Origin of the sequence: Stenotrophomonas sp. LMG 10879, assembly GCF_002750935.1 — a bacterium.
In the GTDB taxonomy this organism is placed as follows: domain Bacteria; phylum Pseudomonadota; class Gammaproteobacteria; order Xanthomonadales; family Xanthomonadaceae; genus Stenotrophomonas; species Stenotrophomonas lactitubi_B.
The window spans coordinates 133,853-160,371 of the sequence record NZ_PEJT01000005.1 but is presented as its reverse complement, the minus strand read 5'-3'; the positions used below and the strand labels follow the sequence as shown (position 1 = coordinate 160,371).

Here is a 26,519-nt window from a genome sequence, read left to right as displayed (position 1 = left end):
AGCCAACGCGCTGCCAGCGCCAGGAAGGAGGCACCCCTCATGATCCCTGAGTTCAACGAGCTGCCTTGGTCGGACGCCACCCTGGTTGCGGTGTCCGTTGATCGCAGCAATCCGGGCAACCACGATGAAGTAGTGGTCCACGTGCGCTGGCCCGACGGACGTAACGAGCAGGTGACCTTCGTTGAATGCCGCGGCGCACGATTGGCGCTCAACTTCGGAGTCCTGGGTGAGGACGCTATCGAGCGTGCGTATATCGATGAGGAGAGCGAGGTACTGGCCGACTGCAGGCAGCGCTGGGCGGCCTCGGGAGTGTTGCTGCCAGAACTTCAGTGCTTCCGCATCGAAACCTGCACTACCGGCAGCTCACTCGACATCCTGGCCATGGGCTGGCGAGTCGGTCCGCAGTGACGGCTGATGTAGAAAGCCGGGAGTGGAACAGTATGAGTGAGGCGTCCGGTGCCCGGGCATCAGCCAGTAATCCCGATGGGGTGAGCCTACCCACCAGCGGATATCTGATCGGTCTGTGGCGCGGCAAGCGCGGGAAGATCCGGGTTACCCCGGCAAGGAACCGCGTCACCATGCCGATGGCTGGCATCTTGCACGCAGCGTTGCTGCTCTTGCCAATGCTGGGCGGTTGCAGCATCAACAAATTTCAACATACGGAATGGAGATCGGACTGGATAGATGTTTCATCCGATGCGATCTTCCCTGGAAATTCCACGACTCTGCCGCTTGACCGCATTTCCACGCTTGATCCGGATAGTGAAGCCGCCATTGCGGAGTGGATGTTGAAGAACTCACTGGTCGCGGTATCGGCATCAGAGGTTGAAGGGAAGATTGGTTCAATGCCGTTGAGTGGCCTGAAGCAAGCACCAGGGGAGAGCGTCTATCTCGTCAGGGCCGCTTCGGATGAAGGCAATGGCACGTTCATCGGCTACGTCAACGACAAGGGACTTCTCATCATGTATGGGGTCATGGGTGGCTGCGGTGAGCAGAAGCACCGGGTGGTTGCCGTGAGCCTGCGGGAGAAGCCCGCCAACGTGTTCGGTCGATGCTCGGCGGCGCTGTAGTGCCCTGAAGAGTCGAGCGGCGGTCTGCCACTGTCCATAGCCGCGCTGGCTCCCCACGTGTGATGTCAGCATTCCGTCCGCCAGCGATACCGCATTCCCCGCCTCACGGCCGTGTTGGCGGCGGTGCTGGAGGCGGTGCCATCGGCCGCTGAGGCCGCGTGGATATTCCAAAACTGTTCCCCATTCTCTGCTGGGTAGCGGCCCGATGGGCCAGGCCGAGCGCGGTTGGTGCCTGCCGCACCCGCTGTTCGGACGCCGGTATCTCAGGCACGGGCTTGTGCGACGCCGGCGTCAACCGTTCGCTCATGCAGACGTAGTCGGGAATGCGTTCGCCATTGACCTCCAGCTCGATGCAGGCAGCATCGGCGGGCGTGAGCGCGGGCGCAGCCTTTGCCCGTCCGCCCCACGCGTGCGGCGGCAGCAGCAGAAAGATGCCTGTAACAAGCCAGCGGAAGGGATGCATGGGTGTCACCATCCTGCAATGAAGCCGACCTAACGTGACCGGCTTGGCGTTGTGATGCTGGCGTGTCTTGCATGCAGTTTGATGACACCGGAGCGCAGGACGGGGGGGCGGCAATGCGGGCGGAAAGGCGTAATCGCTGCATCCGCAGCGTTGCCTGGCTGTTGTGCATCGCATGGATGCTGGCGCCGACGCTGCTGGCCTGGGCCGGCGCGGGCGCTGCGCCCGACGGGACAACCCACCTGTTCGACATTCCAGCCCAACCGTTGCCACAGGCGTTGCAGTTGTATGGGGAGACCACAGGGGTGGCGGTACTGATTGACGCCCGCATGTTGGGCGGTCTGCGCTCGACGGCGGTCAGTGGACGCCATGCGCCATTGGCGGCGTTGCAGATGCTGCTGCGGGGTACGGGCTTGGCGCCACGCTTTGTCGACGGCGGCGGGTTCACGCTGGTAACCGGTGAGACCCCGCCACCCAGTGACACCGACCCGGCGAATGCCGGCACGCGCTCTGCAACAGCTTCTGTTGCGGCCCAGCACCGCGCTGCGCGGGTCATCCAGCAATCACTGGAGGCAGCGCTATGCGGCGCGCGCGCGACCCGGCCGGGCAGCTATCGGATTGCACTGCAACTATGGATGGACGCTGCCAGCCATCGGGTGAGCCGTGCCGACGTTCTCGAAGGCAGTGGCGATCCACGTCGCGATGCCGCGATTCTTCGGCGGTTGGATGACCTGGCCATGCCAGGGCTGCCAGTGGACCTGCCACAACCGGTGACGCTGCTGTTGCTGCCACACGCTGCGGGCCGCACGCCGCCCTGCAGGAGCGCACGATGACGGCACTGCGCGGGCTGTTCCTCGACCACTACGAAGCCTTCCGCAAGCGCCTGCGCCGCCGCCTGGGCTCGGACGACCTGGCGCTGGATGCGTTGCAGGAGACCTGGCTGCGTGTCGAGCGGATGGGCAACATCGTGCCGCAACGCAGTCCGGTGGCCTATCTGTTCCGCATGTCGATCAACGCCGCCAGCGACCAGCGCCAGGCCCACGCACGCATGCTGACCGGCACCGAGCTGGATGCGCTGATGGACGAGACCGGCGACCATCTGGATCCGGCCACGGTGACGTTCGGCCAGGTGGAAATGGCACAGCTGGAGCTGGCCCTGCGCGAGCTGCCCGAGCGCCAGCGCGCCATCCTGGTGGCAGCGCGCATCGAGCAGCTGCCGATCGAGACCATTGCCCTGCAGCACGGGGTATCGGCGCGGATGATCGGCAAGGAGCTGAAGAAGGCCCTTCAGCACTGCGCGGGCCGGCTGGACCGCCCGTTGGTGCAGCGGTTCGGTCCCGGCGCCGGAAAACCGTCATGACTGATATGAAGACGAACGTGGCCTCCGCACTGCCGGCAGACGTACAACAACAGGCACAGGACTGGCTGCTGCGCCTGCATGGCGCGGCTGTCAGCGAAGCCGACGCCGATGCCTTCCGCCGGTGGCGCGGACTCGACCCGCGCCACGCGGCTGCATTTGCGCAGGCACGTGCGCTGTGGAAGGCACTGGGTCCGGCGCTGCAGGCCACGGGCGCGCAGGCAGAACAGACGCCAGCGACTGATGAAGTGCAGCCGGTGGCAAGCCTGCCGCCAGCAACCCACGCCGACCGCCATGCTCGGCCACGCAGCCGCGCACGGATGGGGCGCAGGGCATTCCTCGGCGGCGCAGTCGCGGCGGCGGCCGGTGGCTGCTGGCTGGCGGCCAGTTCGCCGCTGGGCCTGTGGCCGGAGCTGGGTGCACTGGGCGCGGACTACCGCACCGCCACCGGTGAGCGTCGCGAACTGGAGATCCAGGGTGTGACGGTGGCGATGGGGACACGTACCCGTCTGCGACGGTCCGATGACCATGCGCGCGGCCTGCAGTTGAGCCAAGGCGAGGCGCAATTCGCGCTGCCTGCGTGGGCGCGGCGTAGTTTCGAGATCCAGGTGGAGGGTGCGCGGGTGATGCTGGACCCGGGCGCGCGGGTGAACGTGCGCTGCGTGGGCATGGATGTGCGGGTGACCTGCCTGGCTGGCGCTGCCGCGCTTGTTCGTGGCGCGCGGACGGTGGCACTGCAGCAGGGCTGGCAGGCACGACTGGATGGCGCACGCATTGCTTCGGTGGGGCAGGTGCCGACCGAGCGCGTCGATGCGTGGCGACACGGCTGGTTGATGTTCGACGACCAGCCGCTGTCGGAGGTGGTTGAAGAGATCAACCGCTACCGCACCGGCCGCATCGTCATCGCAGACAGTGCGTTGTCGCAGCGCCGGGTGCAGGCCCGTATTTCGTTGCAACGCATCGATACCTTCATCGACCTGGTACGCGATGCCTACGGCGCACGCGTTGTCAGCATGCCCGGCGACGTGGTGCTGCTGGGCTGAGCATTCCAGCCGCGCGGGCGCGCGATGAAAACACGCATGCATGACGTTGCGATGACATCCGCAGCGTTTATCGACGGCACGTCATCTGCAGATGAAATTTTTGTTGCAGCGGTTCAGTCGCTGCCATCCAGCCCGGTCTTATCCACCGTAACAAGCGCAACGCACGTCGCGGTCACGCTGCGTCCCGATGGCAGGGACGCAGCAGTGCTGCACGGCGGCAACAGGCGCTTGCCCTTATCAGCGAACGATCTTGCGACGGGTGACGGTGATGGTGAAGCAGCAGAACGACTCGGGTGTGCGTGCGATGGCAACGTCGTTGCAGGTACAGCCGCTGGCGCAGGCCATCACCCTGTTGTTGATGGCCGGTGGCATGGTGGGCGGCGCTGCCGCGCAGCAGGCGTTCAGCCCGGCCTGGTTTGCCAACAAGGGTGTGCAGCAACAGAACGCGGCGCAGAGCGGGCGCCTGCCCAACGGCATGCCGTCCAATCTGGTGCGCACCGACGCGCAGGCACAGAAGGCGCGCGAGACGCTGCAGACGTCGCTGGACAATCTCGGCACCGCCGCGCAGGCGATCGCCATGCAGCAGCGCCTGCAGCAGAGCGCGCGCGATGCGGCACGGCTACGCGGCAGCGTGGTGCGCGATGGCCTTGGCGACGGTGGCCTGAAGATCGATGACGATGCGCTGACCAAGGGCTGGTTCAACGCCAGTGGGCCGGTGCAGAGCAGCAAGGACGGCACCACCACGGTCAGCATCGCGCAGACCGCTGACAAGGCCATCCTCAACTGGGAAACCTTCAACGTCGGCCGCAACACCGTGGTCGATTTCGACCAGCAGGCCGGCTGGTCGCTGCTCAACCGCATCAACGATCCATCCGCACGCCCGTCGCAGATCCTCGGCCGCATCCAGGGCCAGGGCACGGTGATGCTGGTCAACCGCAACGGTGTGGTGTTCGACGGCAGCAGCCAGGTCAACGTCAAGAACCTGGCTGCGTCGGCGGTCAACATCAGTGACGCGCAGTTCCGCAAAGGTCTGTACAGCGACGCGCAGGGCAGCGGCTTCGTGCCTACGTTCGGCAATGACCTGACCACCACCGCCAACAGCTTCGCGCATGCTGCGGCAACCGGCGACGTGGTGGTCGAGCGCGGTGCGCAGATCACCACGCACAACCCGTCTACGGTGACCGAAGGCGGTGGCTACGTGCTGCTGCTTGGGCGCCAGGTCAGCAACCATGGCCAGATCACCACTGCCAACGGGCAGACGACGCTGGCCGCGGGCGATGCGTTCGTGATCCGCAAGGGCATGGGCACCGACCAGAACCAGGCCTCGACCACGCGTGGCAACGAAGTGACCGTGCTGCGCGCGCCGCTCGCCGCCGGCAAGGTGGCCGATGCGGCTGCTGGCGTGGTCACCAACACTGGCCTGGTGCAGGCCAGCACCGGCGATATCACCCTGGCCGGCCACGACGTGCGCCAGCAGGGCACGTTGTTGGCAACCACCTCGGTGCACACGCGTGGCACCGTGCATCTGCAGACCGCGGCCAGCGATGCCACCGGCCAGGTGACCCTGGGCGAGGGCAGCACCACGGCGATCATCCTCGATGACAGCGCCACCACTGCACTGGATGTGCAGCGCGAAACGCTGGTACGCGACTCGGACAAGATCGGCGATGGCATCGCCCATCGGCGCGACCAGTCGCTGGTGCAGATCAGAAGCGGTGGCAAGGTCGACTTCGACGCCGGCAGTCTGACCCTGGCCACCGGCGGTCAGGTGTTCGTCGATGCGGCGGGCAGCAGCACGGTGGGCGCGGGCGCGCGTATCGACGTGGCCGGCTACGTGGGCGTCAAGATCGCCATGGAAGCCAACAACGTCCAGATCAACGTGCAAGGCAACGAGCAGCGCGACGCGCCGCTCAACCGCGATGAAAAGAACCTCAACAGCAAGAACATCTGGCTGGACCGCCGCGACCTGGTGCTGGTGCCAGCCGGCACCAATGGCTACGAGACCGACCGCTGGTACACCGCTGGTGGCCTGCTTGAAGTGGGCGGCTATCTGGGGGTCACCGGGCATGGCATCGGCGAGTGGTCGGCGCAGGGCGGCACGGTGCAGTTCAGCGGTGGCAACCTCGCCACCGTGCGCGGCTCCAGCATCAACCTGTCCGGTGGTGCGCTGGACGTGCAGACCGGCTATGTCAACCAGACCCATCTCAAGGGCGCCGACGGGCAGCTGTACAACGCCTCCACCGCCCCCGGCGATCTTCTCTACAGTGGCCTGTACCGTGGCTTTGAAAGTACCCACGCGCGCTGGGGCAGCACCGACTACTACTACAACCCGCTGATCGCGCCGCAACGCAGGCTGGAGAACGGCTACACCGTGGGTCGCGATGCGGGGCGCCTGATCGTGGCCACGCACGATGCGCAGCTGGAGGGCACGGTGGACACCACCACCTTCCAGGGCGACCGCCAGCAACGCGCCCGCGACGCTGTGCTGGATGGCTACCAGCAGGCGCAGACCGCCGTTGCCCGGCAGGGCCAGCTGGTGGTGGGCAGCTACCTGCCCTATTACAACAAGGACACCGGCCAGCAGCGCTACAGCCCGGCCCCGGTGGTGGAGCAGGTCGTGATCGACAACGGTGCCGCTGGTGGCAATGCCGGCACCCTTGGGCTGGACGCAGCCTGGCTCAACGCCCAGGCCTTTGGCGGTATCAAGGTGTACGCACACAGCGGCATCCGCGTGGACCAGGCGCTGAACGTGGCCCACGGCGGCAGCATCGCCCTGCATGCCAGCGACGTTGGCATCAACGCCAACTTGAGCGCGCGCGGCGGCAGCATCGCCCTGGGCGACATGGTGGTGCAGCGCCCGGCTTCGAGCACCGCGTGGCTGGACCTGCCGATCAGCATCCGTCCCGGCACTGACGCTGTGCACCAGGTCATCGTCGGCGATGGCGTCACCCTGGACGCGCGCGGCATGTGGACCAACCAGTGGCAGGACCCGGCGTCCATCGCCGGGCTGCCGTACGTCGATGGCGGCAACGTGTCCGTGCGCAGCACCGGCAACGTGCAGTTGGGCAGGGACAGCCTGATCGATGTGTCCTCCGGCGCGGCCGTGGATGCCGAGGGCGAGGTGCGCGGCGGCAAGGGCGGCAGCGTCACCCTGGCGGCCGGGCAGAACATGGGCAGCGGCGTGCTCTCGCTGGATGGCCGCCTGCGCGCGCATGGCGTGAAAGGCGGCGGCGCGCTCAACATCGAGAACGGCACGCTGATCAGCATCGGCGGCGACCTGCCCGACGCGGTCGAACACCTGGCCGCTGGCCAGGCCAGCACCCTGCCGGTGCGTCTGGCCGCCGATGTCGTGCTGCAGCCGGGCGATGTGATTCCGTTGAGCTTCTCGGTCACCGTCACCCATGTGGCCGGTGGCAAGCCGATGCCGGTGACCGTACGCCCGGAGGTGAGCAGCTCCAAGCCGGTCACCACCCAGGCGCCGTGGCTGTTGCCGGCCACCGTGCAGCTTGCCAACAACGGCGCGGTGATCTCGGCCGGGCAGGTGCTGCCGGCCGGCAGCACGCTGTGGACCATCACCGATCTGCCGGCCGGCTACGTGCTGCCGGCCGCCGTCTTCCCCAATGGCCTGCCGATTCCAGCGCAGACCTCGCGTTACACCGCCGGCAGCATCGCCACCGGCGCGATCACCGTGCCGGGTGGCACGCGGATTCCGGTGGGTACCATCTGGCAGCGCGAGGTGCCGGTGCAGTCGTTCCTTGCGCTGGATGGCAACCTGTTCCAATCAGGCTTCAACAACTACAACGTGGCCAGCCGCGATGGCATCACCGTTGTCGATGGCGCGCGCCTGGACGTGGCGATGCCGCTGCTGCAGGTGGACATGGCGGCCGCGCGCGCATTGGCCAGCGGTGAAGACCCCGAGGGTGCGCTGTCGCTGTGGCTGCCGCCCCTGCAGCAGGAGCAGCCGGCCACCGGCAAGGTCACCCTGCGCAAGGGCGCGGGGCTGGCGTTGACCGCCGGCACGGCGCAGAACGCAGCCGACCTGATCCTGGGCAAGGGCAGCCACATTGCCGTGGACCCGAGCCAATCGATCACCCTGACCGGCAATGCCCAGATCACCCTGGACGGCACCTTGCAGGCGCACGGTGGCCGCATCAGCGTGCTTGGTGGCGATCTGGGCGAGGGCAACCTGCTCAACCGTCCCAACGGTATGCCCAACGCGCGCTCGATCTGGATCGGCGAACAGGCCGTGCTGGACGTGTCCGGTGAGGCGTACACCGGCGTGGCTGCCAACGGTGGCCGCCACGGTCAGGTGCTGGACGGCGGTACGCTGGAGATTGGCGCACGCCATGACCTGGAATCGCGCGATATCCAGGCCATCGATGCCTTCGTGGTGGTGCGCGAGGGCGCTCGCCTGGAGGCCTCCGGCGCGCAGGCGGTGCTGGACCTGCCGGGCGTGGGCACCACCTCGGTGGCCAGCAACGGCGGCGTGATCGCGCTGAGCGCCAGCAACGGCCTGTTCGTGGACGGGCAGCTGCGCGCGGCCGCCGGCGGCGCTGGCGCCCGCGGCGGCACCCTGGCGCTGAACCTGGAAACCCCGGTGTATGCGCAGGTGGACCGCTGGACCAGCAAGGGCGCCGAAGTGGATGACGGCGTACGCATCCCGCGCGAGCTGGTGATTGAACAGACCTACGGCGGCAGCGGGCTGGGCGCGGACGTGGTGGCCGGCCAGGCCGACCCGACTCTGGCCTACGGCCACGCCCGCTACGGTGTGGATGCGATCCGGGCCGGTGGCTTCGATGCCGCCTCGCTGTACGTCAACGGCCTGCTCGACTTCGACGGCGACGTCAGTCTGAACATGCGCCAGGCGTTGTACCTCACCGCCAGCGCGCTGGGCCTGTCCAGCACTGCCGCACGCGACAGCCAGGTGCAGCTCAACGCGCCGTACCTGCGTTTGTCGGGCGCGGCGCGGGGCCAGCTAGACAACACGCTGATGCCCAATCCGGTTACCGGCTCGCGCAACCTCAGCCCTGCCGCGGGTTCGCTGGGTGTGGCGCCGCTGGCCGAGTCGGCCGCCATCACCCTGGCCGGCAACCTGGTCGACGTGGTGGGCATGGTCGGCTTCGGTGCCAATGGCGAGATCGTGCAGAACGCGGTCAATCCGCTGGTGGTCACCCGCGATGCGTTCGGCAGCGTGCGCATCGAAAGCCAGGGCGACCTGCGCCTGCGCGGTGCCGATCTGTACTCGCCCGGCGACACCACGCTGGCCGCCGCGCAGATCTACGGCAGCGGCAACGTCACCGTTGGTCTGCGCAGCATGGTGAACCAGTGGGGTGCGTTGACTACCGACTTCGATCCCGACCGCGTACTGGACATCCAACGCGTCGGCACCGCCTTGCCGGCGCAGCCCTACAGCGTGTTCGGCAACATGACGTTCGCTGCATCCACCCTCAACCAGGGCGGTGTTCTGCGTGCGCCGCTGGGCAACATCACCCTGGGCCGCGCCGATGGCAGCGGCTATACCAGCGTGGTCAACCTGCTGCCGGGCAGCGTCACCTCGGTCAGTGCCAACGGCCTGGTGATGCCCTATGGCGGCACCGTGGACGGGTTGTCCTACAACTACAACGGCGCGGCCGTGGACTACCGCGGCGTCGGCAGCGAACCGAAGGTGGAGTTCAGGGCGCACGCGGTGAACGCGCAGGACGGCGCGGTGCTGGACCTGTCCGGTGGCGGCGAACTGACCGGTGCGGCGTTCCTGTCCGGCCGCGGCGGCTCCACCGATGCGCGCCTGCATCCGTTGGTGCAGATGGGGCCGAACGGATTCACCCTGCCAGGCCTGTCCACCAACATGGTCTACGCCATCGTGCCCGGCGTGCAGGCCGGGCAGGCCCCTGTGGGCGGCGAACGCGGCGCCGGTGACCCGACCATCGGCCGCCAGATCACCGTGGGCGCCGGCGTGCCCGGGCTGCCGGCCGGCACCTATACGCTGTTGCCGTCCACCTACGCGTTGCTGCCCGGCGCCTTCCGCGTGGAACTCAATGGCCTGGCCGGCAGCGGTACCGCATTTGGAACCACCCAGGCGCTGCGCAACGGTTCCTGGAGCACCTCGGGACGACTGGGCATCGCCAACACCGGCAGCCTGGATGTCCTGCCGACCCAGATGGTGGTCACCGCGGCCGACACACTGCGCAGCTACTCGCAGTACAACGAAACCAGCTACGCCACCTTCGCCCTGCAGCAGGCCGCGCGCGAAGGCGCACCGCGCCCGCTACTGGAACGTGACGCCAAGGCAGTCACCTTCAACGTTACCCAGCCCAGCCTGGCCGGTGCGGTGGATCTGCCGGCGCTGCAGTTCCACGCGAACGTGCTGGACGCTGCGGCCACCGGCGGCACGGGCTCGGTGGCGCGGCTCAACAATTCGTCCAACTACGAAATCCTTGCCGATGGCATGCACGCCACCGAAGGCTTCAACGGCGTGTCGGTGCACGCCAGTGAATTGAACCGGGTCGGTGCGGCGCGCCTGGAGATCGGCGGCCAGCTGCGCAGCACCTATGCCAACCCCGGCACCGGCTCGCTGCAGTCGGCCAACGTGATCACCGTGGACGGTGGCTCGATCAGCAACAGCATCGTGATGCGCGCCGGTGCCCAGCTGCAGGCCGCCGAGGTGTTCCTGATGACCGGCCGCCAGGCCGGTGGCATCACCCTGGAACAGGGCGCTGGTATCAACACGCTGGGGCAGGGCGCCGCAGCGTACGACGCAACCCAGGGCTACATCTATTCGCCGGGGCGCAATGCGCTGCTGGCGGTGTCCAATGGCCAGATCAATCTGCTGGCCCCCGAAGCACCCGACACCCAGGGCAACGGCGCGGGCAGCATCGAGATTGGCGCCTGCGCGGCTGATACCGCCTGCAGCGGCCAGACCCGCCTGTATTCGGAAGGCACCATTGCCACCGCGACGGACAACCGCTTCGTACTGGGTGATGCGGTGCGCTATGGCACCCGCAACCTGGCCCTGGCCGTGGGCGGCATCAACGTCGGCAGCGCACAGGCCATTGCCGAGGCCACCGCGCGCGGCACCCTGCCTGCCGGCATGACCCTCAACCAGGACGTGCTGGACCGCCTTCTGCTGGGCGATACCAGCGTGGGCGCACCGGCGCTGGAAGCGCTGTCGCTGACCGCGCGCGAGTCGGTCAATTTCTACGGCGATGTCTCGCTGTCCACCTACAACCCGATCACCGGTACATCCGCACTGCAGCAGCTGGTGCTGGGCACTCCGGCCATCTACGGCCATGGCGATGCCGGCGATGTCGCCCGCATCCGTACCGATACGCTGATCTGGAGCGGTGCGCTGACCCCGCCGGGCAGCATCGTGGCCGAGGGCCCCGGTACCGGCCATGGACAACTGGTGGTGGACGCGCGTGACATCGTCTTCGGCTACGGCCCGCGCACCCAGCCGGACACCGTGCGTGCGCAGGACCGCCTCGCGCTGGGTTTTGCCAGCGTGCGTCTCAATGCCAGCAGGCAGGTCAGCGCCAACCAGAAGGGCAGCCTGGCGGTGTTCGAGACGCAGGGCGCCTGGAATGTTGCCGACAAGGCGTATGCACGCACCGGCGGCGACCTGTTCATCAGTACCCCGCTGCTGACCGGCGCGGCCGGCTCGGTCAACACGATCAGCGCCGGCGGCAACCTGCAGGTGACCGGCAGCGGCGCGGCGGCCACGCCGGACAACGCCACGCTGGCTGCGGCGCTGGGCGCTGAGATCGCGCTCGACAGCCGCGGCGGCAACCTGCTGCTGGATACCGCCGTGCTGCTGCCCAGCGGCAAGTTGAGCCTGTCTGCGCAGGGCGATGTGCGCCTCGCCGACGGCGCGCAGCTGGACCTGGCCGGTCGCCGCATCGACTTCTTCGACACCGCCAAGTACAGCTGGGGCGGCGATGTGCGCATCGATAGCGACAGCGGCAATGTGGTGCAGGCCACCGGCGCGCAGATCAACCTGGCCGCACAGAACAACCGTGGCGGCACGTTGGGCGTGAGCGCTGCACAGGGCGCCATCGACCTGGCGGGGCGTCTGCTCGGCAGCAGCAGCGGCCACTACGATGCCGGCGGTACCGAGGTGCCCTACAGCGCCGGCCGCATCGACCTGCACGGCCAGACCATCGCCGATTTCAGCGGGCTCAACATGCGACTCAGCCGCGACGGCATCACCGGCGGTCGCCGCTTCCGGATCGGCCAGGGCGATCTGGCGATCGGTGACGAGGTAGTGGCACGCGAGGTCGACATCGCGCTGGACAACGGCCAGCTCAGCGTCAACGGCACCATCGACGCCAGCGGTGAGCAGGTGGGCAGCATCCGCCTCTCTGCCCGCAACGGGGTTCGCCTGGGCAGCACTGCGGTGCTCGACGCCAGCGCCACCACCCTGCGCCGCGACAGCTACGGCGTGGCCATCGAAGCCCCCAACCGCGCCACCATCGAAATCGACGCGGGCAGCGGTACGCTGGCCATCGCAGGCGGCGCCCACCTGGATCTGCGCGTGGACGGCAGCAGCCGGGACTACGGCACCGTTGCATTGAATGCACCGCGCGTGGGAAGCAACGATGTGGCCATCGACGCTAGTGGTGCGATCCGCATCGACGGCGCCAAGGCCATCCAGCTCAATGCGTTCATCACCGACAACAGCGCGGCGGTGGGCACTGAAACCAGCACCAGCGGCGAAAGTCACCAGGTCATCGACCAGGCCTATCTGGATCGCCTGCACGCGCAGAGCACGGCCTTCATCGATGCCGCGCTGGGCAACCGTGCGCTGATCGACGGCCGCTTGGCCGGCCTGCGCACGTATGGCGATGCGTTCCACCTGCGCCCCGGCGTGGAAGTGGTCGCCAATCTTGCCCTCAACCCTGACGGCAACCTGCACGTGGATGGTGACCTGGACCTGTCCGCGCACCGCTACGCCAGCCTCAATCCCACCACGCAGCGCAGCAGCGTGCGCGGCTCCGGTGAAGCCGGTGCGCTGGTGCTGCGCGCACAGGGCGACCTGGATGTGTTCGGCAGCATCAGCGACGGCTTCGATGGCGGACGCCTGGGCAGTACCTTCGATGATGGCGGCTGGTACCTCACCGCTGGCCGCCAGTTGTTCGGCAGCGATGTGGTGGTCCCGCACGGCGGCCTGGTGACGCTGGCCAGTGGCACCGTGTTCAATTCCGGCAAGGTGCTGAACTACGACCTGCCGATTGCCGCGATGCCGATGGCGGCCGGCACCCTGCTGCCGGCCGAGGCCAGCCTGGCGCTGCCGCTGCCGCTGGCCAAGGGCACCGTGCTGGGGGCGGCCGTGCACGACGCCTCTGGTGCGCTGCTGTACGCCGCGGGCAGCGTGCTGGCCGATGCGGTCATCCTGCCACAGGGAGCGCGCCTGTCGGCCGGCCTGCGCCTGCCGGTGGAAGCCCGCATCGCCGCAATGACCTGGCCGGCTGGCGTGGCCCTGCCGGCCTCGCCGCTCGGCAATCTGGTCACGCTGGCGGCCGACGTGGGCCTGGCCAAGGGTGCGCTCATCCCCAGTGACACCGAGGTGGTGCTGCCCGGTGGTGCCACCACCGTGAACCTGCGGCCCACCGATGCCGACGGCAACCAGGGCCGCATCTGGGCGCTGGCACCGATGCTGGCCGCCGGCTCGCAGTCGTGGGACATCAGCCTGGTGGCCGGCGCTGATCTGCAGGCCGCCGACCGCCTCAGCGTGGCCCCGGCCGCCACCGGCAGCCTGCGCCTGTCCGATCCGCACTACGGCCAGGGCGGGGCGGTGGTCGAGATCCCCGGCACCGGTTCGCCGGCCACGTATGTCTGGGGCGATTCCGACCTCTTCGCGGAAATGATCAACGCATTCTTCGGTGAGTACATCCTCAGTTTCGTGCCGACCTCCGGGTCTGCCTTCACCGACGACCAGCTCACTGAACTGATGGGTTTTGGCCTGATCTACAGCGGCCCGGAAAACCTCAACGAGCTCGGCTACGAAGGCCTGGCGGCGGTGGGTTCGCCGGCGGTTCCGCCGGACACCGAGTACAAGACCCTGCCGGGCCGTGAGCAGTTGCCCAGCGTGGTGCGCACCGGTACCGGTGACCTGCGCCTGGTGTCGGCCGGCGATATCGCCACCACCTCGCTGTATGGCGTGTACACCGCCGGTACGCCTTCGGCGACGCTGCCGGCCGCGGGCAACGATCCGTACAACCTGCCGCGCTCGGTGATGACGCCCAGCCGCACCAACCCGATCGGCAACAGCGTGCTGGGCGACCAGGGCGGCGTGTTCGAATCGCTGGTCGATGGCGGCAGCAAGAGCCTGTACCAGGCCTGGTACCCCGAAGCGGGCGGCAACCTGCTGCTGCGCGCCGGCGGCAACATGCTGGGTGACAGCATCGGGCGCTCCGACAATCTGCAACGCAGCGAAACACTCGGCATCGCCACCCCGGGCCTGAGCACCAGCGCAGCGGTGGGCAACTGGTTGTGGCGGCAGGGCACTGGCAGCGTGCAGCGCGGTGCCGAGGGCCTGCCCACCGCGTGGTGGATCAACTTCGGCACCTACGTGGCCGCGCCCGATGCCGACAACTACTACAACAACTTCGTGGGCATGCCGCAGCTGGTGGGCTTCACCGGCTTCGGCACGCTTGGCGGCGGCAACCTGCTGCTCGATACCCGCGGCAATGCCGGCATGCTGCAGGGACGTGGCGACCACGGCGCGGCGTTCATCGCGCGCAGCGCCGGGCTCAATCTGGCCGTGGCCAGTACCGGCCGCGTCACCGCCGACGGCACGCTGGTGCAGACCGGCGGTGGCGATCTGGATATCCGCATCGGTGGCGGCCTCAACCCCGATCCGTCACTGCGCTCGTTCACCGGCAGCAACGCGCCGCCGGTAGCCAACCTGATCACCGTCAACGACCGGCAGCGGTTGGAGCTCAATGGCAGCTTCACCAATCTGCGCGGTGCGCTGCGCCTGGAAGCGGGTGCGGTCGGTGGGGTGGAACTGCGCTATGGAAGCCGCCAGGACAGCAAGGAATCGCGTCCGTACGACGTGTATACGGCCACGGCGGCTACCGCAGCCGGTGGCCCGGTGCTGGTGCTCGGCGATGCCGGTGCCCGCCTGGAGGCGCGTGGCGACCTGGTGCTGGGCACCGTCACCGACCCCGGCCGCGTAGCCCAGTACAACAACGGCACGCCCTTCAACGTGGGCGGCACGGCCTACCAGGACGGCGGCTGGAGCTGGTTCTCGCTGTGGACCCCATCCACCGCGGTGGACCTGATGGCGGCCGGCGGCAACCTCACCCCGTCGCTGGCCATGCAGGACCGCAGCGCGCGTACCGATGCGCAGGCCACCGACGGCAACCACGTGTACCCCTCGGTGCTGCGCGCGGCCGCCGCCGCCGGCAGCATCTACTACGGCAGTGCCCGCGTGGCCAGCGGCCAGGGCACCAACAACGAGAACTTCGTGGCCGGCGTGGTACTTGCGCCGTCGCCGACGGGCCCGCAGTTCGCCACTCACGGCACCGGCCAGCTGGAGCTGCTGGCTACCGGTTCGATCTACGCCAACGGCACCGGCTTCAACACCTCCGGTGCCGATCCCACCGCGCTGCCGTCGCCGTGGAACCCCGGTTTCGTGGGCATGGGCCAGACCACCTGGTACGGCCGCCAGTTCCTGCACAACGTCAATCCCGGCGCGCTCGCGCCCAGCGTGCTGCTGGACGGCGTCAATGCCAGTGGCGGTTCACAGTTGTACCCTCTGTTCGTCTTCACCCCGCCCACCGCCTCCGGCTACGTGCACGTGGGCCAGCAGCCGTCGCGCTACTACGCCGTGCACGGTGACCTGGTCGGCCTGCGCAGCGGCAGCGTGGTCGATACGCGCTACAACGAGCTCGTCAACGGCAGCGTCACCACGACCACCACCACCTGGTACGACGGTGGCGGCGCGGTGGCGATCCGCGCTGGTCGCGACATCGTCAACTCGGGTACGCCGCTGGGCGCCTATGACAACCTGAGCCCTGTGTTCGGCAATACCAACGGTTCGATCGGCTGGATGGGCACCCCCAACCGCAACGATCTCTCGGCCGAACCGCGGCCCACCGCAATCGGCGATGCCACCGCACGCGGCAACCTGATCGTGCATACCAGTGCCGATGATGTGTCGGTGGTGCAGGCCGGCCGCGATATCCGCTTCAGCACCTTCTACATCGCCGGCCCCGGCCTGCTCGATGTCAGCGCCGGGCGCGATCTGTACATGGCCGACAAGGGCGAGCTGCGCAGCCTGGGAGCCGTGGCCAACGTTGCCCCGGGCGATCGCAGCAGCGGTGCCAGCATCGCCGCCTCGGCCGGCATGGGCGCGCATGGCGCGGACTGGACGGGCTTTGCTGCGCGATACCTGGACGCGGCCAACCTGGCCGACGCGTCACTGTCGCTGGCCGATCAGGCCGGCAAGGTGGCGCGCGTCTACGGCGGGGTGGTCACGCTGGCGCAATGGCTGCAGGCCGAATTCGGCTACGGCGGCGATGAGGCGGGTGCTGCCGCGTTCCTGGCCCAGCAGCAACAAACGTTGGACCAGGCCCGCACTGCCGCTGCGACCAGCGGCGGCAGCGCGCCCAACCGCGACCTGGCACGCGAGTTCAAGCAGGAAAGCCAGCTGCACCTGGTCAACTGGCTCACCACGCGTTATGCGGGCGCAAACGGTCGCGGACTGCACTTCGATGCGGCCAGCATGGACGCGCAGGCATTCTTCGCCGCGCTGCCGGCCGAACAGCAGAGCGCCTTCCTGCGCAATGTGTACTACGCCGAACTGAAGGCGGCTGGCCGCGAGTACACCGCGGTGGATGGCCCGCGCGAAGGCAGCTACCTGCGCGGCCGCCAAGCCATCGCCACGCTGTTGCCGGCCAGGAACGCGGCCGGTACGGACATCGCCTACCAAGGCGATCTCACCATGTTCAGCAGCGCGCTGTACTACGAACCGGGCAGTGGCACGGCGGCCACGCGTCGTCCGCTGCCGGGCCGCACCTACCTGACCGAAGCGGAGTGGATCGCCGCCGGTCGCAGCGCGTCCAATGCGGCGTACTACGTGGTCAACGACGCCGGCATCCACACCGATTTCGGCGGCGACATCAGCCTGCTGGTACCTGGTGGGCGCACCCTGGTCGGCGTGGACGGCGGCTTCCTGCCAGGAGCCGGCTCGGGCGTGCTCACCCAGGGCGAAGGCGATATCAACATCTATTCGCGTGGCAGCCTGCTGCTGGGTCAGAGCCGCATCTTCACCACCTTTGGCGGCAACATCCTGGCCTGGTCGGCTGAAGGTGACATCAATGCCGGCCGCGGCAGCAAGACCACCGTGGTGTACACCCCGCAGCGGCGCGTCTACGACAGCATCGGCAACGTCATGCTGTCGCCCAATACCCCCAACACCGGCGCTGGCATCGCCACCCTCAATCCGATCGCCGAGATACCGCCGGGCGACATCGATCTGATCGCACCGCTGGGCACCATCGATGCGGGCGAGGCCGGCATCCGCGTGTCGGGCAACGTCAACCTGGCCGCGCTGCAGGTGCTCAACGCCGACAACATCCAGGTGCAGGGCAAGGCCGTGGGCATCCCGATGGTGGCTGCGGTCAATGTCAGCGCACTCACCTCGGCCAGCGCGGCGGCCAACAACGCCGTGCAGGCCGCCCAGGACATGGTCAAGCGGCAGGGCAATCAGAGCCAGCCCTCGACCATCAGCGTGCAGGTGCTCGGCTTCGGCGACGCCACCAGCAGTGTCAGCCCCGCCCGCGATGACGGCCGCTACGACCCGGACAGCGTGGTGCAGGTGGTCGGCATGGGCGAGCTGACGGCCGAACAGCGCGCACGCATGGCGACCCCGGCAGCGAAGCGGCAATGACGATACCGCCACTGCCAACGCCCTCCTTCTTCCGTATCGAGACGCAACTGATGTCCCTCACTTCCAAGGCATGGGCCTGGGTGCCCCTGCCGATGTGCCTGATGTGCGTGGTACCGCTGGCGGCCGCGCAGGATGGGCCGGCTGCGGCCGCACCTGCGGCGCGCGTCAACATCAACGAATACCTGGTGCGCGGCAACAGCGTGCTGGACGCGCGCGAGATAGAGCGCGCGGTCACGCCGTACCTCGGCCCCGATCGCACGCTGCAGGACGTGGAGGCGGCGCGCCTGGCCCTGCAGACCGCCTACCAGGGCAAGGGCTACCAGTCGGTGTATGTCGAGCTGCCCGAACAGCAGGTCAGCGGCGGCGTGGTAGTCCTGCAGGTCAGCGAGACCCGCGTCGGCGAGGTCAAGGTTGTCGGTGCGCAGCACAACGATCCGCAGCGGCTGCGCGCTCGCGTTCCCGCCCTGCAGGCGGGGGTGGTGCCCGACTTCGCGCAGGCACAGGCACAGCTGACCGAACTCAACCGCAACGGCAAGCGCCAGGTCATTCCGCTGGTCAAGCCCGGTGCCGACGGCCGCATGGATGTCGAACTCAAGGTGGACGATGCGTCGCCCTGGCGTTACAACGCCAGCGTCAACAACGATCACAGCGTCGATACCGAGCCGCTGCGCAGCACCGTCAGCATCGGTAATGACAACCTGTGGCAGCGCGACCACAGCGCATCGCTCACCTTCTTTGCGGCCCCACTGGACCTGGACCAGGCCAACGTGCTGTCGGCGTCCTATGGCCTGCCGCTGGCGGGGCCGGACTGGATGCTGGAATTTTCCGGCTACCGCTCCGACAGCAACGTGGTCTCCAGCGGCCAGACCAACGTGACCGGCAAGGGCCACGCGCTGGGCCTGAAGCTCAATCACACCCTGCCGATGACCGGCGCGTGGTGGCACCAGCTTTCAGCCGGCATCGACTTCAAGGACCTGGACGAATCGGTGGCGATGGTCGGCCAGGCGTCGGACTTCGCACCGCTGAAATACGCGCCGATCACCTTCGCCTACAGCGGCTTCCGCCAGGGCGAAAAACACCAGCTCAGTGTGAGCCTGCAGATGGTGTTCGGCACCCGCAGCCTGCTTGGCTATGGCAGCTCCGGTGATGAGTTCGACTGGAAGCGCGCCTATGCCGATCCCAGCTTCTTCGCGGTCAAGGCGGACATCAGCAATACCTACACCCTCGACAGCGGCGCGCAGTGGTTTGCCCGTGTGTCGGCGCAGATGACCGACCAGCCGCTGGTATCGGGCGAGCAGTTCGCGGCCGGCGGCATGTACACCACGCGCGGCTACCGCTCGGCTGAAGGCATCGGCGACTACGGTGCACTGGCCACGCTGGAGTGGCGCACGCGTCCCTTCAGCCTGTGGGGTCTGCAGGACTGGCGCTTCTACAGCTTCGTGGACGGCGCCTGGCTGGGCCTGCGTCGGCCACTGCCCGAGCAGACCGACAGCAACTGGATGTCGGCCATCGGCATCGGCAGCAGCCTGCGCATCAGCGACCACTTCAATCTGCGCCTGGATTACGGCCACACGCTCAGCGACGGGCCGACCACCACCAAGGGCGCCAACCGCCTGCACCTCAGCCTCGGCGCCAGCTACTGAGCCCGGCCTTTCCGAATTCCCTGGAGATTTTCCCATGCAACGCCTTCTTGCCCTGTTGTTGTTCTGCCTGAGCCTGTCTGCGCTCGGCACCGCCCGCGCCGATACACCGTGGTGGCAGGCCGAGTGGAAGTACCGCAAATCGATCACCCTGGACGCAGGCCCCGGCGGTGCCGCGCTTGGCGGCAATCTTGGTCGTACCCCTGTGCTGGTGCGCCTGCACACGGGAAACTTCGCCTTCGATGGTGTGGCTGAAGGCGGCAAGGACATCCGCTTCGTCGGCGCCGATGGCCACACAGTGCTGAACCACCAGATCGAGCAGTACGATGCCGGCCTGGGCATGGCGCTGATCTGGGTGGACGTACCCAGCCTCAGCGGCACCGCGCCGCAGACCGTGTGGATGTACTACGGCAACGGCAATGCACCCGCCACCAGCAATGGCCAGCGCGTGTTCGATCCGGATTACAGCGCGGTGCTGCACTTCGCCGACAGCGGCAATGAAGCGCGCGACACCACCGCCTACGCCAACCCGGCCAGCGGCGTGTTCACTGCCGCCGACGGCGCCATCATCGGCCGCGGTGCGCGCTTGTCCGGCACGCCGCTGCAGTTGCCTGGCTCGCCATCACTGGCGATTGCCGCCGGCGGTGCGATGACCTTCTCGGCGTGGGTCAAGCCGGCCCAGCTCGGCCCGGATCAGGCCCTCTACGCGCGCCGCGAAGGCGGTAACGTGATGATCGTCGGCCTGGACAACGGTGTGCCCTACGTGCGCGTCAACGACCAGCGCAGCCAGGCGGTACCGGCGCTGGTGGCAGGGCAGTGGACGCATGTGGCAGTCACGGCCAGCGAAGGCAAGGTCGTACTGTGGGTTGGCGGTCATGAAGCAAGCCGGATCGACGCGGCGCTGCCGGCGTTCGCAGGTGAGGCCCTGATCGGTGCCGACAGCGCGCCTGCCGCTGGCGATTCCACTGCAATCGCCATGGCGCAGCCGTTCCTGGGGGATATCGACGAAGTGCGCGTGTCCAAGGTTGCACGCCCGGCCGCGCTGCTGCTGGCCGACGCAACGGCGCAGGGCGCTGAATCGCGCCTGCTGACCTTCGGTGAGGATGAGCAGTCGGCCGGTGTCAGCCACTTCGGCTTCATCCTCAAGGCGATGCCGGTGGATGCGTGGGTGGTGGTGGTGGTGCTCGGCCTGATGATGCTGATGTCGTGGGCGATCATGATCGCCAAGAGCCGCTACTTCGGTACCGTGGCCCGCGCCAACCAGGCGTTCTCCGAGCAGTACCGCAAGGTGGCCGGCGCACCGGTAGCTGCCCTGCAGCAGGTGGAGCGCAGCGGTGTGCTGGCACCGCAGGTGCGCGACAACTCCACCCTGTGGAAGCTGTACCGCATCGCCATGGAGGAAATGGATGGGCGTGGTTCGCACCATCATGGCCTGACCGCCGCAGCGATCACCTCGATCCGTGCGTCGATGGATGCCGAAGTGACCCGCGAAAGCGAGCGCATGTCAAAGCGCATGAACTGGCTGTCCACCACCATCGAAGGTGCACCCTACGTGGGTCTGTTCGGCACCGTGATCGGCATCATGCTGGTGTTCGTGGTGGCCGCGATGGCCGGCGCAGTGGACATCAACTCGGTCGCACCGGGCATGGCCGCCGCACTGCTGTGTACCGCCGCGGGCCTGGGCGTCGCCATCCCGGCGCTGTTCGGCTACAACTGGCTGGCGTCGCGCGCCGAAGCAATCGCCGCCGACATGTCGGTGTTCGTCGATGAATTCACCGCGCGCCTGGCCGAAGAGTTCGACCGCAGCGAACCGGCCGCCGTCGCGCGTCCGGCCCTGGCCTGAGGGGCATCGTCATGGCCAGGGCAAAGCGGTTCGGCATCAAGAAGCGCGAGAAGGGCATCAATGTCACGCCTTTCGTGGACGTGCTGCTGGTGGTGCTGGTGATCTTCATCCTCACCAGCAACGCCTCCATTCCCGGCATCCAGGTGAACCTGCCCAAGGCCAGCTCCAGCATGGCCCTGGAAAAACCCAAGACCAAGGCCATCACCGTGGACAACAACGGGCAGGTTTTCCTGGATGCCTATCCGGTGAGCCTGGCCGAACTGGAAGACCGGCTGCGCACCGAGAAGGCGCTGACCCCGGATTTCCCAGTGATCGTGCGCGGCGATGCACAGGTGCAGTACGCGCGCGTGGTCGAAGTGCTGGATCTGCTGCGTCGCATCGACCTGAACCAGGTGGGCCTGGTCACCGGAAAAGTGCAGGGGTGAACACGTGACCCCACTCCACTCCCACGCTACCCACGCGGTTCCCGCATGGCGGCGCTGGTGGCCCCTGCTGGTGGTGCCCGCCGTTGTCGCGCTGTTGGCGCTGCTGGTGTGGCTGCTGCTGTTCAAGAACACCGCCAGTACGCGGCGGCCAGTGGCCGAGATGCCGATGGTGATGTTGCCACCCCCGCCGCCGCCACCGCCGCCGGAACCTGAGCCCGAGCCGGAAGCCAAGCCGGAAGAGGTGATGCCCGAGCCGGAACCGCTGGACGAAGTACCCAAGCCCACCGAAGAGGCGCCCACCCCGGACACCGCCGACCCGGTGACCATGGACGCCGATGCGCAGGCCGGTGGTGACAGCTTCGGCATCCAGTCCGGCAGCGGCGGTGGCCGCAGTGGCACCGGCAGCGGTGGTGCCGGCAATGCCAGCTACGGCCGCTACCTGGGCTATGTGCTGCAGCAGGCCGTGGCGCGCGATGAGCAGGTGCGCCGGTTGGCGTTCCAGCTGACGGTCAACATCTGGCTGGACGCCGACGGTGCGGTGAGCCGTGTCGAACTGCTGCGTGGCAGCGGCAATGCCGACGCCGACGACCGCGTACTGCAGGCGATACGCGCGGTCGGCCGCATTGACGAGCGCCCACCGGCATCGCTGGATTTTCCTGCGCGCGTGCTGGTACAGGGCCGTCGCCCCGGCGGGTGAACGCTGCCATGACGCTCTTTCCATCGAATTTCCCTTTTCTGCGAGCAAGCCGATGACCCGTTCCAATTCCTATTCCGTGCTGCGGCATCTGCGCCGCTCTGCCGTGGCCACCGGCATCGTGCTGGTGCTGGCCAGCGGCGGCGTCCACGCCCAGCAGGGCGGTGGCGAAAGCACCATGATCAAGCTGATCCGTGGCCTGATGGACAGTGGTGCACTCACGCCGGAAGCCGGCCAGGCCTTGCTGCTGGAAGCACAGCGCGATGCGGTTGCGGCTCCCGCCGCCAGCACTGCAGCCAGCCCTGCGCAGGCAGGCGATGTGCGCGTGCCGTACATCCCGCAGACCGTGCGCGATGAAATCCGCGATGAGCTCAAGGCCAGCGTGATGGCCGAGGCCAAGGCCAATGGCTGGGCTGCACCTGACCAGGTGCCGGAGTGGACCCAGCGCCTGCGCGTGCAGGGGGATGTGCGCGTGCGCAACGAGAGCCGCCTGTACTCCGAACGCAACAGCGACATCGAAGTGGATTGGGCGCGCATCAATGCCGGCAACGGCTACGACGTCAATGGCAATACCCATCTGGGCCTGCCGCCGCTGCGCAACAACCGCCAGGACCGCAACAATTCCTGGCGTATCCGCGCACGCCTGGGCGTGGTGGCCGATCTGGGCCAACACACCCGCGCCGGCGTGCGCTTGGCCACCGGCAACGACAATGGTCCGGTGTCGTCCACCCAGACGCTGGGCGGCGGTCTGGCCAAGAAGGATCTCTGGCTGGACCAGGCCTGGTTGTCGTGGGCGCCGGTGCAGGGGCTGGAAGTGATCGGTGGCCGCTTCGGCAATCCGTACTGGTCCACCGACACCCTGTTCTCCAACGATCTCAACTTCGACGGCGTGGCGTTCAAGTATCGCCAGGCACTGGGTGATGAAGGCCTCTCGCTGTTCGCCACGCTGGGCCTGACCCCGCTGGAATATTCCTCCGATGGTTTCCCCAGCACCAGCCAGAGCAAGATGAAGAGCGAGAACAAGTGGCTCAATGGTCTGCAGGTGGGCGCGGACTGGCAGTTCGGCAACGAGCAGAAGCTGCGTGCGGCGGTCGGCTACTTCGACTTCCGCAACATCGCCGGCGAATACTCGCAGCCCTGCGCGCTGTATGCCGGTGCCGATTTCTGCAGCAGCGACTGGTCACGTCCTGCCTTCATGCAGAAGGGCAACACGCTGATGCTGCTGCGTAACATCGCGCTGAATCCGCTGGACCCGGCCAACACACCGATGCCGCAGTACGTGGGGCTGGCCTCGGAGTTCGAGCTGCTGGACCTCAACCTGGCGTGGGAAACACCGCTGTTCGCCGGATACGCGTTGCGCCTGGAAGGCCACGGCATCAAGAACCTGGCCTACGACCGCAATGCCATGTGGCGTCGTGCGCAGGGCGGCATCGTCACCAACCTGGCCACCGCCGCCAACGGCGTAGCCGGGCCGCAGGACATCGACAGCGGCGACATGGCCTACATGGCGCAGGCCACGTTCGGCCACCTTGCGCTGAAGCAGGCCGGCGACTGGAACCTGTGGCTGGGCTACAAGCGGCTGGAGGCCGATGCCCTTCCCGACGCGTACAACGATTCCAACTTCCACCTTGGCGGCACCAATGCCAAGGGCTACTACCTGGGCAGTTCGTACATGTTCGACAAGAACGTTTCGCTGACCGGACGCTGGATGGCGGCCAAGGAAATCACCGGTGCGCCGCAGTCCATCGACGTGTTCCAGCTGGAAGTGAACGCCGGCTTCTGACGTGATGGCCGGCGTTCGCGCCGGTCTTTTTCCCGCATTCTGGATGCAGACCGAAATGATCGAAGACTTGCAACTGCCCGTAGCCGAGGGCGATGGCGTGGACACGCTGCCCACACAGGAAGCCGACGGCCCGATGCACCCGCCGCTGTACCGTGCGCCGGTCCTGCTGTCCTCACGCGAGCATGCGCACTGGCGCCTGTTGCCTGGCGATGCCGCCTTCGCTGCGGCCAGCCATGCCGTGCCATTGGTGCTGGGCGAATTTGCCGCTGCAGCCCGTTGCTACCCGCTGGTGTTTGTCGGCGAAGACGCCGCGCCGATGGCAGTGCTGGGCCTGGAAGCCGAGCACAATCGTTTCGTGGTGGCCGACCAATGGCAGACCGGGGCCTATGTGCCGGCCTACGTGCGCCGCTACCCCTTCGTGTTCGCACGGACCACCCAGCCCGATGGCCATGCGTTGGCCATCGATGCCGATGCAGCGATGCTGCGCACCGACGGTGACGAAGGCCAGCCGCTGTTCGAGGCCGATGGCCAGCCCAGCGCATTGACCCGCCAAGCGCTGCAGTTCTGCGAGGCGTTCACCAGCGAAGCCGCTGCTACCGCCGCCTTCAGCACGCAGCTGCTGGCCTCGGGTGTGCTGGTGGAGCGTCAGGCAGATGTGGTGCGTGCCGACGGTCGCACCTCCAGCCTGCTCGGCTTCCGGGTCGTCGACCCGGATCGTTTCGCGGCGCTGCCCGAGGCGACCGTCATCGCCTGGCATCGCCAGGGCTGGTTGGCGCCGGTGCAGTTCCACCTGGCCTCGCTGGCGCGCTTCAACGACCTGCTCAGCGGCTGACACTTTCACCGGGATACTGGACAGGCGCACGACACGGATGTCGAAGGCTGCGCGCAACGCGTGGCCTGCCGCCACCCCAGGCAGGTGGGAAGACCTCGCCCTGGCACGGCCGCACCCTGTCCGGTTCCCGACCTTCTGTCCTGTCGGCAGCGTCGAGCTTTGCTCGACTGCCTCCAGGACGAATGCACGGTCACGCGTCCCCGGCCAACCAACGGCCAGGTCAAAATCGTCACAGGGAATCACAGGGAAGATGGCGCGCCCGGAGGGATTCGAACCCCCGACCAATGGCTTCGGAAGCCACTACTCTATCCGGCTGAGCTACGAGCGCGTGGTGGAACCGCCGCGCCGTCGGCCAGGGCCGGGGCGGGCATCGCAACGCAATGAGGCGGTGCGGGATGGGCATTCTATCCAGTTTCGCCGCACAAATCTCCCCCCGCCGGCAAAGTCGGTCAGAAGGCACAGGAGTATCCTAGTGCCATGGCTGATACCCCCCTTTCCGCGCCGCATCCGGCGCCGACGCCGCGCTGGCGTCATTACTGGAGTCTGATGCGCGCCGATCGCCCGATCGGCACGCTGCTGCTGCTGTGGCCCACCTGGTGGGCGTTGTGGCTGGCTGCGGGCGGCCTGCCGCCGCTGTGGACCCTGTTCGTGTTCACCGCCGGCGTCTGGCTGACCCGCTCGGCCGGTTGCGTCATCAACGACTATGCCGACCGCTGGCTCGACCCGCACGTGGAGCGCACCAAGGCCCGTCCGCTGGCCACCGGTGCGATCAGTGGCCGCGCTGCGCTGGCGTTGTTCGCGGTGCTGATGCTGGTGGCCTTCGGCCTGGTGTTGACCCTGAACGGCCTGACCATCGCCCTGAGCTCCATCGGCGTGTTCCTGGCCGCCAGCTATCCCTACCTGAAGCGCTACACCCATCTGCCGCAGGTTTACCTGGGCATGTCCTTCGGCTGGGGCATCCCGATGGCCTTTGCCGCCGTGCAGGGCGAAGTGCCGATGCTGGGCTGGCTGCTGTATGCCGGCAACATCCTGTGGTCCACCGCCTACGACACCTGGTACGCCATGGTTGACCGCGAGGATGACCTGAAGATGGGTTCGCACTCCACTGCGATCCTGTTCGGCGATCTGGACCTGGTCATCCAGGGCGTGCTGTACGCACTGTTCCTGGCCACGATGGCGCTGGTCGGCGTGCGCGGTGGGCTGGGCGGGTACTACCTTGCCGGCGTTGCGGTGGCGACGCTGCTGGTGGTGTACGAGTTCTGGATCTGCCGCAACCGCGAGCGCGGGCCGTGCTTCAAGGCCTTCCTGCACAACAACTGGGTAGGTGCCGCGCTGTTTGCCGGCATCGCCGTGGATCTGGCGCTGCGCTGAGACGCGCAGCCGAGCGTGGGCTCGGCTCTACAGCTGACAGTGCTCCTGTAGCGCCCGAGCCCATGCTCGGGCGGCGGCGCACAGCGCCGGGCTTCCCGCCACCTACGACC

The 26,519-nt window shown here is 67.7% G+C and carries 14 protein-coding genes and 1 tRNA gene; 13 read left to right on the top strand and 2 right to left on the bottom strand.

All coding sequences use genetic code 11. The features are described from left to right. Positions 1 to 39 precede the first annotated feature (39 nt). Positions 40 to 408, top strand: a complete 369-nt coding sequence (locus CR919_RS09395) for a hypothetical protein (RefSeq protein WP_099819791.1) — start codon at positions 40 to 42, stop codon at positions 406 to 408. 32 nt (positions 409 to 440) lie between these two features. After that, complete coding sequence (locus tag CR919_RS09390) at positions 441 to 1,070, top strand: hypothetical protein (RefSeq protein WP_243380040.1); 630 nt, start codon at positions 441 to 443, stop codon at positions 1,068 to 1,070. A 103-nt stretch (positions 1,071 to 1,173) separates the two neighbouring features. On the opposite strand, the gene CR919_RS21050 is transcribed toward CR919_RS09390, so the two are convergent. Beyond that, positions 1,174 to 1,533, bottom strand: coding sequence for a hypothetical protein (locus tag CR919_RS21050; protein ID WP_133119601.1), 360 nt, complete (start codon positions 1,531 to 1,533; stop codon positions 1,174 to 1,176). A gap of 71 nt (positions 1,534 to 1,604) precedes the next feature. On the opposite strand from CR919_RS21050, the gene CR919_RS09385 reads away from it, so the two are divergent. The 10 genes from CR919_RS09385 to CR919_RS09340 all read left to right on the top strand — a co-directional run bounded on the left by CR919_RS09385 (position 1,605) and on the right by CR919_RS09340 (position 25,038). Next, positions 1,605 to 2,363, top strand: a complete 759-nt coding sequence (locus tag CR919_RS09385) for an STN domain-containing protein (protein ID WP_099819789.1) — start codon at positions 1,605 to 1,607, stop codon at positions 2,361 to 2,363. Further along, entirely contained in the window at positions 2,360 to 2,890 is a 531-nt protein-coding gene (locus CR919_RS09380) for a sigma-70 family RNA polymerase sigma factor (RefSeq protein WP_099819788.1), read from the top strand. Before CR919_RS09385 ends, CR919_RS09380 begins: the two co-directional genes overlap by 4 nt. After that, positions 2,887 to 3,930 carry a DUF4880 domain-containing protein gene (locus CR919_RS09375; RefSeq protein WP_099819787.1) on the top strand — a complete coding sequence of 348 codons (1,044 nt, stop codon included), beginning with the start codon at positions 2,887 to 2,889 and terminating at the stop codon, positions 3,928 to 3,930. The genes CR919_RS09380 and CR919_RS09375 overlap by 4 nt, the downstream gene beginning before the upstream one ends. A gap of 268 nt (positions 3,931 to 4,198) precedes the next feature. Continuing rightward, positions 4,199 to 17,821, top strand: coding sequence for a filamentous haemagglutinin family protein (locus tag CR919_RS09370; RefSeq protein ID WP_165787258.1), 13,623 nt, complete (start codon positions 4,199 to 4,201; stop codon positions 17,819 to 17,821). A gap of 50 nt (positions 17,822 to 17,871) precedes the next feature. After that, on the top strand, positions 17,872 to 19,464 hold the full coding sequence (locus tag CR919_RS09365) for a ShlB/FhaC/HecB family hemolysin secretion/activation protein (protein ID WP_099819785.1): 1,593 nt from the start codon (positions 17,872 to 17,874) through the stop codon (positions 19,462 to 19,464). A 34-nt stretch (positions 19,465 to 19,498) separates the two neighbouring features. Then, a complete protein-coding gene (locus CR919_RS09360; protein ID WP_099819784.1) occupies positions 19,499 to 21,304 on the top strand; it encodes a MotA/TolQ/ExbB proton channel family protein in 1,806 nt (601 codons plus the stop codon). Between the two features lie 11 nt (positions 21,305 to 21,315). Then, positions 21,316 to 21,729, top strand: a complete 414-nt coding sequence (locus tag CR919_RS09355; protein WP_099819783.1) for a biopolymer transporter ExbD — start codon at positions 21,316 to 21,318, stop codon at positions 21,727 to 21,729. A 4-nt stretch (positions 21,730 to 21,733) separates the two neighbouring features. Then, a complete protein-coding gene (locus CR919_RS09350; RefSeq protein ID WP_243380038.1) occupies positions 21,734 to 22,426 on the top strand; it encodes a TonB family protein in 693 nt (230 codons plus the stop codon). Positions 22,427 to 22,478: 52 nt separating this feature from the next. Continuing rightward, positions 22,479 to 24,206 carry a putative porin gene (locus CR919_RS09345; RefSeq protein ID WP_099819782.1) on the top strand — a complete coding sequence of 576 codons (1,728 nt, stop codon included), beginning with the start codon at positions 22,479 to 22,481 and terminating at the stop codon, positions 24,204 to 24,206. Between the two features lie 55 nt (positions 24,207 to 24,261). After that, positions 24,262 to 25,038, top strand: a complete 777-nt coding sequence (locus tag CR919_RS09340; RefSeq protein WP_243380035.1) for a SapC family protein — start codon at positions 24,262 to 24,264, stop codon at positions 25,036 to 25,038. A gap of 251 nt (positions 25,039 to 25,289) precedes the next feature. On the opposite strand, the gene CR919_RS09335 is transcribed toward CR919_RS09340, so the two are convergent. Further along, positions 25,290 to 25,366: transfer RNA gene (locus CR919_RS09335), tRNA-Arg, on the bottom strand. A gap of 149 nt (positions 25,367 to 25,515) precedes the next feature. Between CR919_RS09335 and ubiA the strand changes: the two genes are divergently transcribed. Next, on the top strand, positions 25,516 to 26,409 hold the full coding sequence (gene ubiA / locus CR919_RS09330) for a 4-hydroxybenzoate octaprenyltransferase (RefSeq protein WP_099819781.1): 894 nt from the start codon (positions 25,516 to 25,518) through the stop codon (positions 26,407 to 26,409). The last annotated feature ends 110 nt before the right edge of the window (positions 26,410 to 26,519 follow it).

Coding starts and splice junctions, on each gene's coding strand:
- CR919_RS09395 (WP_099819791.1), top strand. CDS start 40: ATGATCCCTGAGTTCAACGAGCTGCCTTGGTCGGACGCCACCCTGGTT.
- CR919_RS09390 (WP_243380040.1), top strand. CDS start 441: ATGAGTGAGGCGTCCGGTGCCCGGGCATCAGCCAGTAATCCCGATGGG.
- CR919_RS21050 (WP_133119601.1), bottom strand. CDS start 1,533: ATGCATCCCTTCCGCTGGCTTGTTACAGGCATCTTTCTGCTGCTGCCG.
- CR919_RS09385 (WP_099819789.1), top strand. CDS start 1,605: ATGCAGTTTGATGACACCGGAGCGCAGGACGGGGGGGCGGCAATGCGG.
- CR919_RS09380 (WP_099819788.1), top strand. CDS start 2,360: ATGACGGCACTGCGCGGGCTGTTCCTCGACCACTACGAAGCCTTCCGC.
- CR919_RS09375 (WP_099819787.1), top strand. CDS start 2,887: ATGACTGATATGAAGACGAACGTGGCCTCCGCACTGCCGGCAGACGTA.
- CR919_RS09370 (WP_165787258.1), top strand. CDS start 4,199: ATGGTGAAGCAGCAGAACGACTCGGGTGTGCGTGCGATGGCAACGTCG.
- CR919_RS09365 (WP_099819785.1), top strand. CDS start 17,872: ATGTCCCTCACTTCCAAGGCATGGGCCTGGGTGCCCCTGCCGATGTGC.
- CR919_RS09360 (WP_099819784.1), top strand. CDS start 19,499: ATGCAACGCCTTCTTGCCCTGTTGTTGTTCTGCCTGAGCCTGTCTGCG.
- CR919_RS09355 (WP_099819783.1), top strand. CDS start 21,316: ATGGCCAGGGCAAAGCGGTTCGGCATCAAGAAGCGCGAGAAGGGCATC.
- CR919_RS09345 (WP_099819782.1), top strand. CDS start 22,479: ATGACCCGTTCCAATTCCTATTCCGTGCTGCGGCATCTGCGCCGCTCT.
- CR919_RS09340 (WP_243380035.1), top strand. CDS start 24,262: ATGATCGAAGACTTGCAACTGCCCGTAGCCGAGGGCGATGGCGTGGAC.
- ubiA (WP_099819781.1), top strand. CDS start 25,516: ATGGCTGATACCCCCCTTTCCGCGCCGCATCCGGCGCCGACGCCGCGC.